This is a genomic window from Pseudomonas gessardii (assembly GCF_001983165.1).
Taxonomy (GTDB): domain Bacteria; phylum Pseudomonadota; class Gammaproteobacteria; order Pseudomonadales; family Pseudomonadaceae; genus Aquipseudomonas; species Aquipseudomonas gessardii.
In genome coordinates, this window is the sequence record NZ_MNPU01000019.1 from 49540 (window position 1) to 66256 (window position 16717).

The following is a 16717-nucleotide window of genomic DNA, read 5'->3' on the forward strand; positions in this document are numbered from 1 at the left end:
ACAAAACTCCTCTGGCGAGCAAGATGAACAGGCGCATTTCGATGTGGCGGACGAAGACCCCAAGCTCGCCTCAGGCCCCCACCAGACCCCGGGCGACAAACTGCTGGCACGCTTGCTGAAGACCACTGAGCAACCGTCGTTCAGCAGGGACCTCGACAAACTGGCGCAAACCCTGCAGGTGCACATCCAGGCTGGCGAGTCCCGTAATGGCAGCAGTACGCGGCTTCAGGTAAATCTGGCACAACTGGGCCAGGTCGATGTTCAGCTCAACCACTCACGCGGGCAATTGCATGTCGAAATACAGGCCAGCCCCGGTAGCCTGCTGCAACTCCAACTTGCCCGTGGCGACCTGATGGAACGCTTGCAACGCCTGCACCCGGGCCAACCGATCCAGTTGACTTTTGCTCAACAGCAACATGGCGGTGATCAGGGCTCACGACAACGCCGGCATGTGTATGACGAGTGGGAGCAGGATTCATGAGCAGCCTGAGGCTTCCTCGGGCCGCCGCCCGGGAACTGGCCCTGCAACAAAAACTCAGTCGTTGCCGCCGCCGCTATCCACTCGCGCAGGGGGAGGCCCGCCTGGCGATCCTTGTGCCGCCCGACTCGCTGGATGTACGACTGAGCCTCCACTGGCAAGGTTTGCTGTTGCATTGGCGATGCCATAGCGTCCCCCTGGCCGCGTGGCTTGAACCCCACCTGCAAGAAGCGGCGCTCAGCAGCCTGCCATTGCCACTGCAATTGGCGTTGCTGGAGTTGGAAAGCGTCGTTTTGCCAGGGCTCACCTGGAAGAGCATACAGCCGTGCACCGACGACCCCGATCTCGGCACGCCCACACTGGCATTAACCCTGACACGCGGTACACAACACCTGGTTGTATGGCTGGAGAGTGACCCAAGCGCGGTACTTGCCTGCGTGCCCGCCCGCCCGCTCGCAGAGCTGAACGCGGTTCTGTTGCGGCTTTCGTTGCAATGGGGGCCGATCAGTCTACTCCCCGCGCAACTGCACTCATTGGCTACCGGGGACCTGCTCTTGCTGCCTGCACGCCACGACGCTACGAGCCCTTTGCTCGGTGTCGTCGAAGATCGCCCCTGGGCGCACTTTCGCCACCATGAATCTCAACTGGAACTGCTTGCCATGCACAATGATGCCCCCCTCGAAACCCCCAATGAGCTGACCCACCTTGATCAACTGCCCGTTCAGGTCAGCTTCGAAGTCGGTCGTCAGACGCTCGATCTGCACAGTCTCGCGACCCTGCAACCGGGGTCACTGATTGACCTCGCCTCGCCGCTCGACGGCGAAGTGCGGATCCTGGTCAACCATCGCTGCGTGGGAACGGGTGAGCTGGTGAGTATTCAGGATCGCCTTGGTGTACGGGTCAACCGCCTGCTGCAGGATCTGCCCGCATGATTCAATTGCCTGACGAACTCAGTCTGATCTTTGGCTTGGCGCTGCTGGCATTGCTACCTTTCATTGCGGTCATGGCCACCTCATTTATCAAGATGACGGTGGTCTTCTCACTGCTTCGCAACGCGCTGGGCGTACAACAGATTCCACCGAACATGGCCATGTATGGCCTGGCAATCATCTTGAGCCTGTACGTGATGGCTCCTGTCGGTTTCGCGACCCGCGACTATCTGCGCACCCACGATGTCAGCCTGAACAACAGCCAGTCGGTGGAACAGTTCCTCGATGAAGGCATGGAGCCTTATCGGTCCTTTCTGAAGAGACAGATCCAGGCCCGTGAACATGCGTTCTTCGTCGACAGTACCCGCCAGGTCTGGCCCAGCGAGTATGCCGATCGACTCGAACCCGACAGTTTGCTCATCTTGCTGCCCGCCTTCACGGTCAGTGAACTGACCCGCGCCTTTGAAATCGGCTTTCTGATTTACCTGCCCTTCATTGCCATTGACCTGATCATTTCCAACATCCTGCTGGCCATGGGGATGATGATGGTTTCACCGATGACCATTTCCTTGCCGTTCAAACTGTTGTTGTTTGTCCTGCTGGACGGCTGGGCGCGGTTGACCCACGGCCTTGTCATCAGTTACGGAGGCTGAGAGTGAATAACGCCGAAATCCTCCATTTCACCAGCCAGAGCCTGTGGCTGGTCCTGATTCTGTCCATGCCCACCGTGCTCATGGCGGCCGCCGTCGGCACGCTGGTGTCACTGGTACAAGCACTGACCCAAATTCAGGAGCAGACCCTGGGCTTTGTCGCCAAGCTGATCGCCGTTGTCATTACCCTGTTTGCCACGGCGGGATGGATGGGTAACGAACTCTACGCATTTGCCGAATTGACCCTGCTCAAGATTCCTCTCGTGCGATGAGCATTCAGGATCTGCAACAACTCCTGTTGGCATACACCCTACTGCTGCCCAGAATCATCAGTTGTTTTGTGGTCATGCCAATTCTGAGCAAACAAATGCTCGGGGGTGGCCTGGTTCGTAACGGCGTGGCCTGTTCGCTCGCCTTGTTTGCCTACCCGACAGTCGCCGGCACGCTGCCAATGACACTTAACGGCATAGACCTGGCCATGCTGATCGGCAAGGAAGTCTTGCTCGGCCTGCTGATCGGGTTTGTCGCCACGATCCCGTTCTGGGCCATCGAGGCCACCGGGTTCATCATTGACAACCAGCGCGGCGCCTCCATCGCCTCTACGCTCAACCCCACATTGGGCAGCCAGACCAGCCCTACCGGCTTGTTGCTGACACAAACCATGATCACCCTGTTTTTTACCGGTGGCGCGTTTCTGACGTTGATCGGGGCACTGTTCCAGAGCTACGTCAGTTGGCCGGTCGCAACCTTCTTTCCCTATATCGGCAGCCAGTGGGTGGACTTTTTCTACGCCCAGTTTTCGCAACTGCTACGCCTGTGCCTGTTGTTGGCGGCTCCGCTGCTGATCGCCATGTTCCTGGCCGAGTTCGGCCTGGCCCTGATCAGTCGCTTTGCCCCGTCCTTGAATGTGTTCATCCTCGCCATGCCGATCAAAAGTATCGTCGCCAGTCTGTTGTTGGTGATTTACCTGAACGTGTTGATGGCGCACGCCTATGACAGCTTGCTGATCGCCATCGACCCGCTCCGTCATCTACGCCCAGTGCTGGAAACGCCATGAGCGCCGAAAAAAGTGAACAGCCCACGCCGAAGAAGCTCCGCGATGCGCGAGCCAAAGGCCAGGTGGTCAAAAGCAAGGAAGTGGTGTCCACGGTGCTGATTCTGGCTCTGATTGCCACGCTCGCCAGCTTCAGCGATTACTACATGGAGCACCTCGGGCAACTGATGCTGATGCCCGAGTCGTATCTCAACCTGCCGTTCGGGCTGGCCCTGCAGTTAATGGTGGAAAACCTGTTCCAGGAAATGGTCTACCTCTGCCTGCCATTCTTGGTCGTTGCCGCATTGGCCGTCATCGCCGCCCACCTGTTGCAGTACGGCTTTCTGCTCAGCGGCGAGTCGATCATGCCCGACCTGAAAAAGATCAATCCGATAGAGGGCGCCAAGAAGATCTTCTCGATCCGCAGCCTTGTCGACTTCCTCAAGTCGCTCATCAAGGTGACCCTGTTGTCGGTGCTGGTCTGGACAACCCTGGCCGGCAACCTGGACACCCTGATCAGGCTGCCCGCCTGCGGACTGAGTTGCATTGCACCGGTGATCGGTTTATTGCTTGGCCAGTTGATGCTGATTTGCGGCGTGGGGTTTGTGGTGATCTCGGCGCTCGACTATGCCTTCGAGCGCTACGAGCACAACAAGCAGTTGCGCATGAGCAAGGACGAAATCAAACGCGAATACAAAGAGATGGAAGGCAGCCCAGAGATCAAAAGCAAACGACGTCAGTTTCATCAGGAGTTGCAGTCAAGCAACCTGCGCGCAGACGTCAAACGCTCCTCGGTGATTGTCGCCAACCCCACCCACATTGCAATTGGCCTTCGCTACGTGAAGGGCGAGACGCCCTTGCCCGTCGTCACCTTGAAACACACCGAGGCCCTGGCCCTGCAAGTGCGTCGTATTGCCGAGGAAGAAGGCATCCCGGTGTTGCAGCGTGTCCCCTTGGCTCGGGCGTTGTATCAGGATGGCCATGTCGACCAGTACATTCCCGCCGACCTGATTCAAACCACCGCCGAGGTTCTGCGCTGGCTCGACAGCCAGCAACAGATACCACCCTCAGTGCTGTAAGCCGGCGCCCTGGGAAGCTTTCAGAAGCCGACGGTAGCCGATACCAGCCACGTACGCGGCGTAGACAGGGTCAGGCCTGGCGCACTGTCGCTGGAGGTCGCGGCCGAGGCCCAATACGTGGTATCCAGCACGTTCTCCACAGTGGCCCGCAGGGTCACCGGGTTTTCCTTGACCTTGAAGGTGTAGCGCGCGCCCAGGTCATAGCGTTCCCAGTTGTCGATTTTCTGCTGGTTGGCCGCATCCAGGTACTGCGCGCCGGTGTGGATCGCGCGGGCGGTCAGGGTCAGGCCTTGCAGGCGTGGCACATCCCATTCGGCACCCAGGTTGACATTGGCGATCGGCGCGCCGGTGCCGCGCTTGCCATCCGTGAGCCCCTGGGCAGTCTTGGTCTGCTCGCTGTCGAGCAGCATCACCCCGCCCAGCAGGCGCACGCCGGCCAGCGGCTCGCCAAACATGTTCAGCTCAACGCCCTGGTTGCGCAGTTGGCCATTGGGTTTGAAGAATCCCTGGCTGTCGATGCCATAGGCCGGCTGCTTGATCTGGAACACACTGGCAGTCAGGCCAAAACTGCCCATGTCGTACTTGGCGCCGACTTCCACCTGCTTGCTCTTGGTCGGCGGGAAGATCGCGTTTTCATTGCGCACCCCACTCGACGGCGCGGTCTCGCCCTGGCTCAGGCCTTCCATGTAGTTGGTGTACAGCGACAACTGGTCGGTGACTTTCACCACCAGGCCCAGGGCTGGCGAGGTCGCTTGTTCGTCGTACTCCGGCTGATCCTTGATGCCATTGCTCCAGGAGGTGACCTGGACCTTTTGCAGGCGCGCGCCAAGGGTCAGCAGCACCTGTTCATCGAAGAACGCCAGGGTGTCGGCCAGGGCCAGGCTGGTGAAGCGGTTTTCGGTGTGGGTGCTGGTGTCCCAGCGCACGGCCTGGCCTGGGTGGGGCAAGACTACCGGGTTGTAGAGGTTGCTCTTGCCGGGGGTGTAACGTTCGCCGGCATTGTCGAAATCCATATTGAACTGATTGAGGCTGACATTGAGGGTATGCCCTACGGGGCCGGTCTCGAACCAACTGCGCGCGCCGACGGTGACGGTCTTGACGTCTTCGTCACGGCGGAAACTGCGCGGCACCACGGTGAAGTCGCCATTGCTCTGGGTTGCCTGCACGCCATGACGCAGGAAGTCGTAGTTGCCTTTGCGTGCGCCGGCGGCGGCATAGACCATCAGTGAATCGCTGACATCGAACTCACCACGCACCGCACCAAAGGTGTCCTTGGTATGGGAGTAGGTCCAGGACTGGGCGAAGTTGTCGCGGATGTCGCGGGCCTTGGGCATCACGCTGCCCTTGGCGACTTCCACGCGCTCCTGGGGTGCATCGGCAGTGCGCTCCTGGCGCCCAAGGTCGAGGGACAGACGCAGCCGCTCCTGGCGATAATCGAGGCCGATCACGGTCATTTCGCGGTCCACCTCCTGGTGATCCCACTCGGTATCGCCGGCTTGCTTCACGCCATTGAAGCGCACGCCAAACTGCTGCTCATCGCCAAACCGCCGGCCAATATCCACCGCACCGCCGAACTGCCCGGCCGAGGCATAGCTGCCGGTGAACTCGCTGAGCGGTGTGTCGGCGGCGCGCTTGGGCTCGATATTGATCCCGCCACCGATGCTGCCCCGAGGCGCGATGCCGCCGAGCAAGGCGCCGGGGCCCTTGAGGATATCGACGCGCTCGACCATTTCCATGTCGATGGCGTAGGTCGGCAACACGCCATACAGGCCGCCGTAGGACACGTCGCTGTTGAACAGGCTGAACCCGCGCACCGAGAACTGCTCGAAACGCCCACCGGCCGGGTTGGTGATGCGTACCGAAGGGTCGCTGGCAACCATCTCGCCGAGGGTGCGCGCCTGTAGGTTTTTCACCGCCTTGGCGGTATAGGAGGTGAGGTTGAACGGCGTATCCATAAAATCGCCGTCGCCGAGCATACCCTGGGCACCTTTGCGTGTGACCTGGTCACCGGCGTAGGTTTCGGCGACCGGTGTGGCCGCCGCCCCGAGAATCGAGGTGGCCGGTAACTGGTAGACACCGCCCTGTGGCGCGGGGATCAGGGTGTAGGCGCGCTCCCCCACCGCCTGCAATTGCAGGCCCGAGCCTTGCAGCAGGCGCGCGAAGCCTTCCTCGACGGCAAACTCACCCCAGACCCCGGCGCTTTGGCGGCCGCTGACCAGGGCCGGATCGACCGACAGATTGACCCCGGCCAGCCCGGCAAAGCGAGTCAAGGCACTGCCCAGGCTGCCGGCGGGCACCTGATAACTGCGTCGGGCCGCGTCCTCGGCCCAGCTCACAGGAATCAACAACGGGCTGGCACTCAGGCTCAGCAGCAAACTCAGGCGCAACAACGATGGCGGGACGACGGGCATTAAAAGGCTCTCTGTTTTCGTTCACTTGCCTTGGATGACAGGCGAGCCGAAAAAAGGGGACACGGGATTGCAAAACCTGTGGAATCCCCTGTGGGGCGGGCTTGTGTGGGAGCGGGCTTGCTCGCGATAGCGGTGTATCAGACATAAATGAGTTGGCTGACCCTGCGCCTTCGCGAGCAAGCCCGCTCCCACATTGGATCTGCATCAACAATTAAATCGTGGTCAAGCCAGGGGTCTACGCGGTGCCAGCGTGACCCAATACCGCGTGCGAAACTGCACCTGCAGCCCATGGGTGGTGGCCAGCAGGCTGAGGATGCGGTCGGTGTCGTCCAGGCGGAAACTGCCGGTGACGCGCAAGCCTTCCAGGCTCGGATCCCAGCGCAGGACGCCCGGGCGATAGCGGTCCAGCTCACGCAGGAAATCACCCAGCCCCTGGTTCTGCGCGGTCAGTACCCCGTCGCGCCAGCCCGGTTGCAGCACGTCGAATGGCATTGGTACGCCCAGCCCTGTGGGCTGTAGGCGTATCTGTTGCCCGCTTTGGACCCGGGCGCTACGCCCAGCCCCATCGAGCACGTGGACCTGGCCCTTGAGCACCGACACCAGGCAAGCGTTTGCCCACTGACGCACACAAACCTCAGCCTGGCTGGCGATAACCTGGCCATAACGGGTGTGAACCGTCAGCGCCGCCGTCCCTGGCACGTTCAGCGCCATTTCCCCATCGACCAGGGTCAGGCGTCGCCGGGCGAGGTCCACATCCACGGCACTGGCAGTGTTCAGTTGCAGGACGCTGCCATCGGCCAATGGCACACGTTTGCGCTCGCCGGTAGCGGTGTGCAGGTCAGCACGCCATACGTCGAGGGGGAGCTGGCGACTGAGCAGCCAGGCCGCCGGCACCAGTGCCGCCACGCCCAGGGCGCGCTTGAGCACGGCACGCCGGCCCGGTTGCGGGCGGTCGAGGCTGGCCATGGCCAGGGAGGCCGGCAGGTCGGCAAAGCGCTGGCGCAGCAGTTGCGCCTTTTGCCAGGCCTGTTCGTGCTGGGGGTGGCTGTCGCGCCATTGCTGCAAGTCGGTGTGGTCGCGCTCGCCAGCGGTGCCGGACTCCAACAGCGCCAGCCAGTGCGCCGCGGCCCGCGCCACATCCGCTGGGGTACGGCTCACAGTTCCACCAACAGGCAATGCTCGTAGGCCTGGGCCATATAGCGCTTGACCGTGCGCTGCGAGACCTTGAGGCGCTCGGCAATCTCCCGGTAGCCCAGGCCTTCGAGCTGGCTCCAGAGAAACGCCCGGCGCACCACCGGCGCCAGGCCGTCGAGCAATTCATCCAGGGCCTGCAGGGTTTCCAGCATCAACCAGCGCTGCTCCGGCGAGGGCACGCATGCTTCAGGCAGGCATGCCAGGGCATTCAGATAGGCCTGCTCCAGGCTGCGGCGTTGATGAAAATTGACCAGCAAGCGCTTGCCCACCGTCACCAGATAGGCCCGTGGTTCCTGCAATTGCGCTACCGGCTGGGCGCTGGCCAGCACCCGCAGGAAGGTGTCCTGGCTCAGGTCGGCGGCATCCCAGGCATTGCCCAGGCGCCGATGCAGCCAGCTTTCCAGCCAACTGCGGTGGTCGCGGTACAAGGTGCTCAGGCTGGGTTCGGCGGTGGTCGTTGGCGATACAGCATCAGTCATGGCAAGCGAACCCTGGGCGGCGCGAGTGAATCTCAAATGAGATTCATTCTATTTAATATCCCTGCGCGGCACCATGTTCTTTTTGCCGGATAGACGGGTGGAGCGCCTCAACGCATCACCACAATCCCCCCTTCCAACACCACCGGCCACGCCCACATCGCCGCGCGCCATCCCCAGGGCGCATGCCGCAGTTCCATAAACCCATCGGCAATCACCCAGGCCTTGGTCACCGCTGCCAGCAGCACGATCCACCACCACCCCGCAGCGCCGGACATGACGGTGCCCACGCTCAGCAGCACCAACGCGGCCCAGCACGCCAGCATCGTCACAACACGTACACCAACGGAAACAGTACGACCCACACCAGATCCACCATATGCCAATACAACACCCCGGACTCCAACCCCGCCTGGCGCCCCGGCCCATAAGCTCCACGCCAGCAGCGCAAGCCCAACCACGCCAGGATCACCATCCCCAGCAGCACATGCAAAAAATGAAACCCGGTCAGAATCCAGTACAGGGTAAAGAATGTGCTGTGCTCCAGGCCCAGCCCGGCAGCGGCCAGGTGCCCGTACTCGCCGAGTTTGATCCACACATACCCCATCGCCACCGACAGCCCCAGCGCCAACAACCCGCCCGCCCGCCGTGGGTGGCCGGCAAGTGCCTGTTGCTGTGCCAACGCCGCCAACAGGCCGGCGGTCAGCAGGCTCAGGGTCATGGCCAGGCCGGTGGAGGTGTCCAGCTGTGCGCGGCCTTCGGCAAAGACCTCGGGCCGTAGTGCCTGGGTCACCGCAAAGGCGAGGATCAGGATCGCGAACACCGAGAGTTCGGCGAGGATGAACAACCACATCGCCAGGTCACCCGGCAGCCGCCGTTCAACTGAAGTGAACATCAACCACGTCCATCAGCGCCGCGACGGTTTGCGGGTCGTCGCTCAGCGCTTCGGCCAGGCAGGCCAGGCAGGCTTGGCGCGGGGGCATGCCGGCGGCGATCAGGCGGGCGGTGAAGATCAGCAAGCGGGTGGACGCCACCTCTTCCAGGTCATGTTGGTCAAGCCGGCGCAAGGCCTGCCCCAGGCGCACCACCTGGGCCGCCAAGGCGCTGTCCACCTGGGCTTCGCGGGCGACGATGCGCTCTTCTTCCACTGTCGCGGGATAGCAAAAGCGCATCGCCACAAAACGCTGGCGGGTGCTGGGTTTCATGCCCTTGAGCAGGTTCTGGTAACCGGGGTTGTAGGACACAACCAACATAAATGACGGCGGCGCCTTGAGCACTTCGCCGGTGCGCTCCAGGAACAGCTCGCGACGGTCGTCGGCCACCGGGTGCAGGACCACGGCCGTGTCCTGGCGGGCCTCGACCACTTCGTCCAGGTAGCAGATGCCCCCCTCACGCACCGCGCGGGTCAGCGGGCCGTCCTGCCACCAGGTGCCCTGGGCGCCGATCAGGTGACGGCCGATCAGGTCGGCGGCGCTGAGGTCGTCGTGGCAGGCCACGGTGTACAGCGGCAATTGCAGGCGGTGGGCCATGTGCTGCACAAAGCGGGTCTTGCCGCAGCCGGTCGGGCCCTTGATCAGCACCGGCATGCGGTGGCGCCAGGCGTGCTCGAACAGCTCGTGTTCGTTATTGACGGCTTGGTAGAAGGGTTCGCTCATGGGGCACCTTGCATGGACAACGGGTTTGACGGCCACGCTACGGGGGCCTGCGACAACCTGGCAAGCCGTACTCAAGGCAAACTTGATCGCCGTCAAGCGGTCATCCACCCGCCGCGACATAGTCTCTGCTGGCACTAAGAACCTGCGCTCTACCCGGATCGCAAAGGTCTTGCCTGAGGAGATATGGAATGCTGACTCGCAACAAAACACCCTACGTACTGACGCTGGCCAGGCTCAGCTGCGCGCTGGCCCTGGCCCTCTCAACCCAGGCCTTCGCGGCGGCCATGGTCAAAAGCCCCGGCGCCCCCGATTTGAGCCAGGCCGAGTTCGATGCCTCGAAGCAGATCTACTTCGAGCGCTGCGCCGGCTGCCACGGGGTGTTGCGCAAAGGCGCCACCGGCAAACCGCTGACCCCGGACATCACCCAGGCCCGGGGCCAGGCGTACCTGGAAGCCTTGATCACCTACGGCTCCCCCGCCGGCATGCCGAACTGGGGCACCTCCAATGCGCTGACCAAGGCGCAGATCACCAGCATGGCCACCTTCATCCAGCACACCGCGCCGACGCCACCGGAATGGGGCATGGCCGAGACGCTCAAGACCTGGAAGGTGCTGGTCAAACCCGAAGACCGTCCGAAGAAGCAACTCAACACGCTGAACCTGGAAAACCTGTTCTCCGTGACCCTGCGTGACGACGGCAAAATCGCCCTGATCGACGGCGACAGCAAGAAAATCGTCAAGCTGATCGACACCGGCTACGCCGTGCATATCTCACGGATTTCCGCTTCGGGCCGCTACCTGCTGGTGATCGGCCGTGACGCCAAGATCGACATGATCGACCTGTGGCCCGCCGAGCCGACCAAAGTCGCCGAGATCAAGGTGGGCATCGAAGCCCGCTCGGTGGAGACCTCCAAGTTCAAGGGCTATGAAGACAAGTACGCGATTGCCGGTTCCTACTGGCCGCCGCAGTTCACCATCATGGACGGCGAGACCCTGGAGCCCAAGCAGATCGTCTCGACCCGCGGCATGACCGTGGACAAACAGGAGTACCACCCGGAACCGCGTGTGGCAGCGATCATCGCCTCCCACGAATGGCCGGAGTTCATCGTCAACGTCAAGGAAACCGGCAAGGTGATGCTGGTCAATTACCAGGACATCAAGAACCTCACCATCACCACCATCGACGCCGCGCCGTTCCTGCATGACGGTGGTTGGGACAGCACCCATCGCTACTTCATGACGGCGGCGAACAACTCCAACAAGGTGGCGGTGATCGACTCCAAGGAGCGCAAGCTCACCGCCCTGGTGGATGTGGGCAAGACCCCGCACCCTGGCCGTGGCGCCAACTTTGTGCACCCGCAATACGGTCCGGTATGGGCCACCAGCCACTTGGGTGACGGTGGGGTTTCGGTGATCGGCACCGACCCGGTCAAGCACCCGCAATACGCCTGGAAACAAGTGACCTCGCTCAATGGCCAGGGCGGTGGCTCGCTGTTTATCAAGACCCACCCCAACTCGCGGCACCTGTACGTCGACACCACCCTCAACCCCGACACCAAGCTCAGCCAGTCGGTGGCCGTGTTCAATATCGACAAGCTCGACGCCGGCTACACCGTGCTGCCGATTGCCCAGTGGTCGGGCATCAAGCAAGGCGCCCTGCGCGTGGTGCAGCCGGAATACAACAAGGCGGGCGACGAAGTGTGGTTCTCGGTGTGGAACGGCCAGGAAGAGGAGTCGGCGCTGGTGGTGGTCGATGACAAGACCCTCAAGCTCAAGAACGTGATCAAGGACAAGCGCCTGATTACCCCGACCGGCAAGTTCAACGTTTACAACACCCAATTCGATATCTATTGAGCTTCATCAACAAGAGGCAACCGAATGAAAAATATCCTGCTTGCACTCGTGGCCCTGGGCGCGGCACTGAGCCTGCCCACCGCTGTCGCCGACGATGGCGCAGCGCTGTTCAAGAGCAAACCCTGCGCGGCCTGCCACACCATCGACAGCAAGATGGTGGGGCCGGCGCTCAAGGAAGTCGCGGCGAAGAACGCCGGGGTCAAGGACGCAGACAAAACCCTGGCCGGCCGTATCAAGAACGGCACCCAGGGTAACTGGGGGCCGATTCCGATGCCGGCCAACCCCGTCACCGATGCCGAAGCCCTGACCCTCGCCCAATGGGTGTTGAGCCTGAAATAAGCACAAGGAGCACGCCATGCAAGTCTCGATGATCGGTTCGGCCATGGCGCTGCTCTTCCTCATTCCCGCGCCGGTGCACGGAGCACCGGCGCCAGCGCGCCAGGTCCAGCTGGAACACCTGTTGACCCAGGACTGTGGCGCCTGTCACGGCCTGCACCTGACCGGCGGCCTGGGCCCGGCCCTGACCCCGCAAGCCCTGGCCGGGCAAACCCGCGACACCCTGATTGCCACCGTGACCTATGGCCGCCCTGCCCTGGCGATGCCTGGCTGGGCGCCGTTGCTCGATGCCGGCGATATTGCCTGGCTGGTCGATCGCCTCCTGCAAGGAACCCCCGCACCATGATCCGTCCCCTGCTTGCCTGCGTTGCCGGCCTGTTGCTCACCGCTTGTGTCCAGCCACCGTTGCGCGGCAGCGGCGACCTGGGCCTGGTGATAGAACGCGCCAGCGGCAGCCTGCTGATTATCGACAGCAGCAACCAGGCCCGCCTGGCCCGGGTCGAGGGGCTGGGCGACCTGTCCCATGCCTCGGCGGTATTTTCCCGGGACCAGCGCTACGCCTACCTGTTTGGCCGTGACGGCGGGCTGACCAAGGTCGATCTGCTGACCCAGCGCATCGACAAACGCCTGATCCAGGGCGGCAACAGCATCGGCGGTGCGATCAGCCAGGATGGGCGTCTGATTGCCGTGTCCAACTACCAGCCCGGCGGCGTCAAGGTGTTCGACGCCGCGACCTTGCAACAGGTCGCCGATATCCCGGCCACGCCCCTGGCCGATGGCAAGCGCTCGCGGGTGGTGGGCCTGGTGGATGCGCCGGGGCAACGCTTTGTGTTCAGCCTGTTCGATACCGACGAGATCTGGAGCGCCGATTTCAGCCAGGGCAACACCCCGGCCATCACCCGCTTCACCGGCATTGGCCGCCAACCCTATGACGCGCTGATCACCGCCGATGGCCGTTACTACATGGCCGGGTTGTTTGGCGAGGACGGCATGGCCCAGCTCGACCTATGGCACCCCGAGCTGGGGGTCAAGCGCGTGCTCGCCGACTACGGCCGCGGCCAGGCAAAACTGCCGGTGTACAAGATGCCGCACCTGGAAGGCTGGGCCGTGGCCAGCAACCAGGCCTTCGTGCCCGCCGTGGGCCGCCACCAGGTGCTGGTGATGGACGCGCGCACCTGGCAACAGACCGCTGCCATCGCCGTGGCCGGCCAGCCGATTTTTGTCACCGCACGGCCCGACGGGCGCCAGTTGTGGGTCAACTTCGCCTACCCGGACAACGACCGGGTGCAGGTACTCGACACTGAAACCCACCAGGTGGTCGCGAACCTGCGCCCCGGCCCCGGTGTGCTGCACATGGAATTCACCGGGCGCGGTGAGCAGCTGTGGCTGTCGGTTCGCGACGGCCAGCAGGTGCAGGTCTGGGATCCTTATCGTTTGACCTTGCTCAAGACCCTGCCGGCCGACAGCCCCAGCGGCATCTTCTTCAGCAGCCGCGCGCAAAAAATGGGGTACTGAGATGGAACTGGATGAACTGACCGCACGCCTGATCGACCGCTATCAACACGGCATGCCGCTGTGCGCCGAGCCTTACCTGGAAATGGCCCAGACCTTAGGTTGCAGCGAGCGCGAGCTGCTGGCCTGCCTGCAACGCCTGGAACTGGCGGGCGCGCTGTCGCGGGTCGGGCCGGTGTTCGATCACAGCCGCGCCGGCGCCAGTACCCTGGCCGCCCTGGCGGTGCCCGCCGAGCGCCTGGAGCAGGTGGCGGCGCGCATCAGCCGCTACCCCGAGGTCAATCATAACTACGCCCGCGAGCATCACTACAACCTGTGGTTTGTGCTGACCGGGCCCAATCGCCGTCATCTGGAACAGATTCTGGAGGAGCTGGAAAAGGACACCGGCCTGATCCCCCTGGACCTGCCCATGCTCACCTCTTATCGCATCGACCTGGGTTTTGCCCTGGGAGTCCATCCGTGATCGCCCCGCTGAACCATGAACAATTGCTTGACCTGCGCCAGTGCCTGGAGCGCGGGCTGCCGCGCGTTTCGCGGCCCTATGAAAACCTCGCCGAGCAGATCGGCGCCCATCACCTGCAAGTGCTGCAGCAGATGCAACAGTGGCAGGAGCAGGGCCTGTTCCGTCGGGTCGGCCTGGTGCTAAACCATCGCGCCCTGGGCTATGTGGCCAATGCGATGCTGGTGCTGGATGTGCCCGATGCGCTGATCGATGAAGTTGGCCAGCGCCTGGGCCACGCGCCGGGCATCACCCTGTGCTACCAGCGGCCACGGCGTTTGCCGCACTGGCGCTACAACCTGTTCTGCATGGTCCATGGTCGTGAGCGCGAAGCGGTACAGGCACAGGTCGAGGAGCTGCTGCAACAGCATCTGCTCAGTGACCTGCCCCACCACCTGCTGTTCAGCACGCGCATGTTCAAGCAATGCGGCGGGCGTTTCGCACCGCCGCCGTCACAGGTATGGGCCCATGGATGAACTCGACCGGCAACTGATCAACCGCCTGCAACGGGGCTTACCCCTGGTGCGCCACCCATGGCAGGCGGTGGCCGCAGAGCTGCACAGCACGCCCGACGAACTGCTCGACCGCCTGCACCTGCTGCTCGAAGACGGCGTGCTGACGCGCTTCGGGCCTATGTTCGATATCGAGCGCCTGGGCGGCGCGTTCACCCTGGCCGCCCTGGCGGTGCCCGAAGCCCGCTTTGAACAGGTCGCGGCGCAACTCAACGACCTGCCGCAAGTGGCCCACAACTACCGCCGCGAGCATCCCTGGAACATGTGGTTTGTGCTGGCCTGCGCAACCTGCGACGACCTCGACCAGACCCTGTCACACATCCACGCCATCACCGGGCTTGAGGTGCTTAACCTGCCCAAGGAGCACACTTACCATGTCGGTCTGTACTTCCCGGTTTGACGAAACCCTGGCCCAGCGCCTGATCCATTTGACCGAAACCGGCCTGCCCCTGGTGGAAGACCCCTGGACCTGGCTCGCCGAGCAATTGGGCATCAGCGTCGAATCCACCCTCGACCTGCTCAAGCGCTTGCAGGGTGAAGGCGCGATCCGCCGGATCGCTGCCGTGCCCAATCACTATCGCCTGGGCTACCGCCACAACGGCATGACCGTGTGGGATGTGTGCGATGAACAGATGCCGCGCCTGGGCGAGCTGATCGGCGCCCAACCCTTTGTCAGCCACTGCTACCGCCGCCCCCGGCGCGCGGATTGGCCGTACAACCTGTTCGCCATGGTCCATGGTCGCAGCCGCGAAGAAATCGACAGTTACCGCGAACACCTGCGCTTCTTGCTGGGCGATGCCAGCCGGGCGGACGAGATGCTGGTAAGCAGTCGCATCCTGAAAAAAACCGGCTTGCGCCTGAGCTCTCCCCTCGCTCCTGCACATGCGCGCTGAAGAAGGAACCTCTTATGCTTAGGATCAGTCATTACCTGCGCACCCTGGCCGGCCAATGCCCGCCTCCACGCAGCGCCAAACCCGGCAGCCAGCGCGCGCCGGTGGTGATCTGGAACCTGTTGCGCCGCTGCAACCTGACCTGCAAGCACTGCTATGCCACCAGCGCCGACAGCGTGTTCCGCGATGAGCTGGACACCGAGGCCGCACTGAAGGTGATCGATGACCTGCACGAGGCCGGAGTCAAGGTGTTGATCCTCTCGGGCGGCGAGCCCTTGCTGCGCGAAGACCTGTTCCAACTCAGCGCCTATGCCCGCGCCAAGGGCTTTTTTGTCGCCCTGTCGAGCAATGGCACGCTGATCGATGAAGGCAATATCCAGCAGATCGCCGAGGCGCGTTTTGACTATGTGGGCATCAGCATCGATGGCTTGAAGGCCACCCATGATGCGTTCCGCCAGAGCGAGGGCAGTTTCGAGCGCTCGATGCATGCCATCAGCCTGTGCCGCCAGGCCGGTATCCGCGTGGGCCTACGCACCACCCTGACCCAGGAAAACCACGCGCAACTCCCGCAATTGCTGGCCTTGATGCGTGAATACGATGTGCAGAAGTTCTACCTCTCGCACCTCAACTACAGCGGGCGCGGCAAGCGCAGCCGGCAACTGGATGCGCACCAGCAGATGAGCCGCGAGGCCATGCTGATGATTTTCCAGCAGGCCTGGGAGGACATCCAGAACGGGGTGGCCAGCGATTTTGTCAGCGGCAACAACGACGCCGACGCCGTGCTGTTGCTGCAATGGGTGCACCAACACTTGCCGGAACACTACCCGCAACTCGAACACCTGCTGCACGCCTGGGGTGGCAATGCCTCGGGCAGTGGCATCGCCAATATCGACAACACCGGCGAAGTGCACCCGGACACGTACTGGTGGCAACACTCGGTGGGCAATGTGCGCCATACCTCGTTTCGCGAGATCTGGCTGGAGCGCCCCGACCCGTTGCTGCTGCGCCTGCGCCAATACCCACGCCAGATCGGTGGCCGTTGCACCGAGTGCCGCTGGCTGGGCATCTGCAACGGCAACACGCGCACCCGCGCCTGGGCCGGTGGCGACCTCTGGGGCCCGGACCCCGGTTGCTACCTCAGCGACGCGGAAATCGCCCGAACGCCACCCACCCTGATTCCTTGCTCGGCACGCTGAACCACCGGCCGGCC

General features: G+C 63.0%; 21 protein-coding genes. 15 read left to right on the forward strand and 6 right to left on the reverse strand.

Annotated elements, in window-relative coordinates:
* Positions 1–43 precede the first annotated feature (43 nt).
* From BLL38_RS31115 to sctU, 6 genes are read left to right on the forward strand one after another with little or no spacing between them, the layout of a single operon-like run.
* Positions 44–481, forward strand: a complete 438-nt coding sequence (locus BLL38_RS31115) for a type III secretion system needle length determinant (protein ID WP_076963261.1) — start codon at positions 44–46, stop codon at positions 479–481.
* Positions 478–1410 carry a type III secretion system cytoplasmic ring protein SctQ gene (gene sctQ, locus BLL38_RS15080; protein WP_076963262.1) on the forward strand — a complete coding sequence of 311 codons (933 nt, stop codon included), beginning with the start codon at positions 478–480 and terminating at the stop codon, positions 1408–1410. Before BLL38_RS31115 ends, sctQ begins: the two co-directional genes overlap by 4 nt.
* Positions 1407–2060: a type III secretion system export apparatus subunit SctR gene (sctR, locus tag BLL38_RS15085; RefSeq protein ID WP_076963263.1), complete on the forward strand. Its 654-nt coding sequence runs from the start codon at positions 1407–1409 to the stop codon at positions 2058–2060. The genes sctQ and sctR overlap by 4 nt, the downstream gene beginning before the upstream one ends.
* A gap of 2 nt (positions 2061–2062) precedes the next feature.
* Positions 2063–2329, forward strand: a complete 267-nt coding sequence (sctS, locus tag BLL38_RS15090; protein ID WP_076963264.1) for a type III secretion system export apparatus subunit SctS — start codon at positions 2063–2065, stop codon at positions 2327–2329.
* Positions 2326–3114, forward strand: coding sequence for a type III secretion system export apparatus subunit SctT (gene sctT, locus BLL38_RS15095; protein ID WP_076963265.1), 789 nt, complete (start codon positions 2326–2328; stop codon positions 3112–3114). Before sctS ends, sctT begins: the two co-directional genes overlap by 4 nt.
* Positions 3111–4169, forward strand: a complete 1059-nt coding sequence (sctU, locus tag BLL38_RS15100) for a type III secretion system export apparatus subunit SctU (protein WP_076963266.1) — start codon at positions 3111–3113, stop codon at positions 4167–4169. The genes sctT and sctU overlap by 4 nt, the downstream gene beginning before the upstream one ends.
* Before the next feature lie 20 nt (positions 4170–4189).
* On the opposite strand, the gene BLL38_RS15105 is transcribed toward sctU, so the two are convergent.
* The 6 genes from BLL38_RS15105 to BLL38_RS15130 all read right to left on the reverse strand — a co-directional run bounded on the left by BLL38_RS15105 (position 4190) and on the right by BLL38_RS15130 (position 9905).
* Entirely contained in the window at positions 4190–6580 is a 2391-nt protein-coding gene (locus BLL38_RS15105; RefSeq protein WP_076963267.1) for a TonB-dependent receptor, read from the reverse strand.
* A gap of 222 nt (positions 6581–6802) precedes the next feature.
* Positions 6803–7738 carry a FecR domain-containing protein gene (locus BLL38_RS15110; protein WP_076963268.1) on the reverse strand — a complete coding sequence of 312 codons (936 nt, stop codon included), beginning with the start codon at positions 7736–7738 and terminating at the stop codon, positions 6803–6805.
* On the reverse strand, positions 7735–8253 hold the full coding sequence (locus BLL38_RS15115) for a sigma-70 family RNA polymerase sigma factor (RefSeq protein WP_076963269.1): 519 nt from the start codon (positions 8251–8253) through the stop codon (positions 7735–7737). Before BLL38_RS15115 ends, BLL38_RS15110 begins: the two co-directional genes overlap by 4 nt.
* A gap of 107 nt (positions 8254–8360) precedes the next feature.
* A complete protein-coding gene (locus BLL38_RS15120; protein WP_076963270.1) occupies positions 8361–8576 on the reverse strand; it encodes a cytochrome C oxidase subunit IV family protein in 216 nt (71 codons plus the stop codon).
* A 2-nt stretch (positions 8577–8578) separates the two neighbouring features.
* Positions 8579–9145 (reverse strand): cytochrome c oxidase subunit 3, encoded by a 567-nt coding sequence (locus tag BLL38_RS15125; RefSeq protein WP_076963271.1) that lies wholly within the window; start codon positions 9143–9145, stop codon positions 8579–8581.
* The gene (locus tag BLL38_RS15130; RefSeq protein ID WP_076963272.1) at positions 9129–9905 is read right to left on the reverse strand and encodes a CbbQ/NirQ/NorQ/GpvN family protein; all 777 of its coding nucleotides are present in this window, start codon (positions 9903–9905) and stop codon (positions 9129–9131) included. The genes BLL38_RS15125 and BLL38_RS15130 overlap by 17 nt, the downstream gene beginning before the upstream one ends.
* A gap of 188 nt (positions 9906–10093) precedes the next feature.
* Between BLL38_RS15130 and nirS the strand changes: the two genes are divergently transcribed.
* Genes nirS through nirJ form a run of 9 tightly spaced genes read left to right on the forward strand, consistent with a single transcriptional unit; the run spans position 10094 to position 16703 of the window.
* On the forward strand, positions 10094–11758 hold the full coding sequence (gene nirS, locus BLL38_RS15135; protein WP_076963273.1) for a nitrite reductase: 1665 nt from the start codon (positions 10094–10096) through the stop codon (positions 11756–11758).
* A 24-nt stretch (positions 11759–11782) separates the two neighbouring features.
* Entirely contained in the window at positions 11783–12097 is a 315-nt protein-coding gene (locus BLL38_RS15140) for a c-type cytochrome (protein ID WP_076963274.1), read from the forward strand.
* A gap of 16 nt (positions 12098–12113) precedes the next feature.
* Positions 12114–12440 carry a c-type cytochrome gene (locus BLL38_RS15145; protein ID WP_090412681.1) on the forward strand — a complete coding sequence of 109 codons (327 nt, stop codon included), beginning with the start codon at positions 12114–12116 and terminating at the stop codon, positions 12438–12440.
* A complete protein-coding gene (locus tag BLL38_RS15150; protein ID WP_076963275.1) occupies positions 12437–13609 on the forward strand; it encodes a cytochrome D1 domain-containing protein in 1173 nt (390 codons plus the stop codon). Before BLL38_RS15145 ends, BLL38_RS15150 begins: the two co-directional genes overlap by 4 nt.
* A 1-nt stretch (position 13610) precedes the next feature.
* Positions 13611–14069: an Lrp/AsnC family transcriptional regulator gene (locus BLL38_RS15155; protein ID WP_076963276.1), complete on the forward strand. Its 459-nt coding sequence runs from the start codon at positions 13611–13613 to the stop codon at positions 14067–14069.
* The gene (ahbB, locus tag BLL38_RS15160) at positions 14066–14581 is read left to right on the forward strand and encodes a siroheme decarboxylase subunit beta (protein WP_076963277.1); all 516 of its coding nucleotides are present in this window, start codon (positions 14066–14068) and stop codon (positions 14579–14581) included. Before BLL38_RS15155 ends, ahbB (BLL38_RS15160) begins: the two co-directional genes overlap by 4 nt.
* The gene (locus BLL38_RS15165; RefSeq protein WP_076963278.1) at positions 14574–15017 is read left to right on the forward strand and encodes an Lrp/AsnC family transcriptional regulator; all 444 of its coding nucleotides are present in this window, start codon (positions 14574–14576) and stop codon (positions 15015–15017) included. Before ahbB (BLL38_RS15160) ends, BLL38_RS15165 begins: the two co-directional genes overlap by 8 nt.
* Positions 14992–15510 (forward strand): siroheme decarboxylase subunit beta, encoded by a 519-nt coding sequence (ahbB, locus tag BLL38_RS15170; RefSeq protein WP_076963279.1) that lies wholly within the window; start codon positions 14992–14994, stop codon positions 15508–15510. Before BLL38_RS15165 ends, ahbB (BLL38_RS15170) begins: the two co-directional genes overlap by 26 nt.
* A 14-nt stretch (positions 15511–15524) precedes the next feature.
* Positions 15525–16703: a heme d1 biosynthesis radical SAM protein NirJ gene (nirJ, locus tag BLL38_RS15175; RefSeq protein ID WP_076963280.1), complete on the forward strand. Its 1179-nt coding sequence runs from the start codon at positions 15525–15527 to the stop codon at positions 16701–16703.
* The last annotated feature ends 14 nt before the right edge of the window (positions 16704–16717 follow it).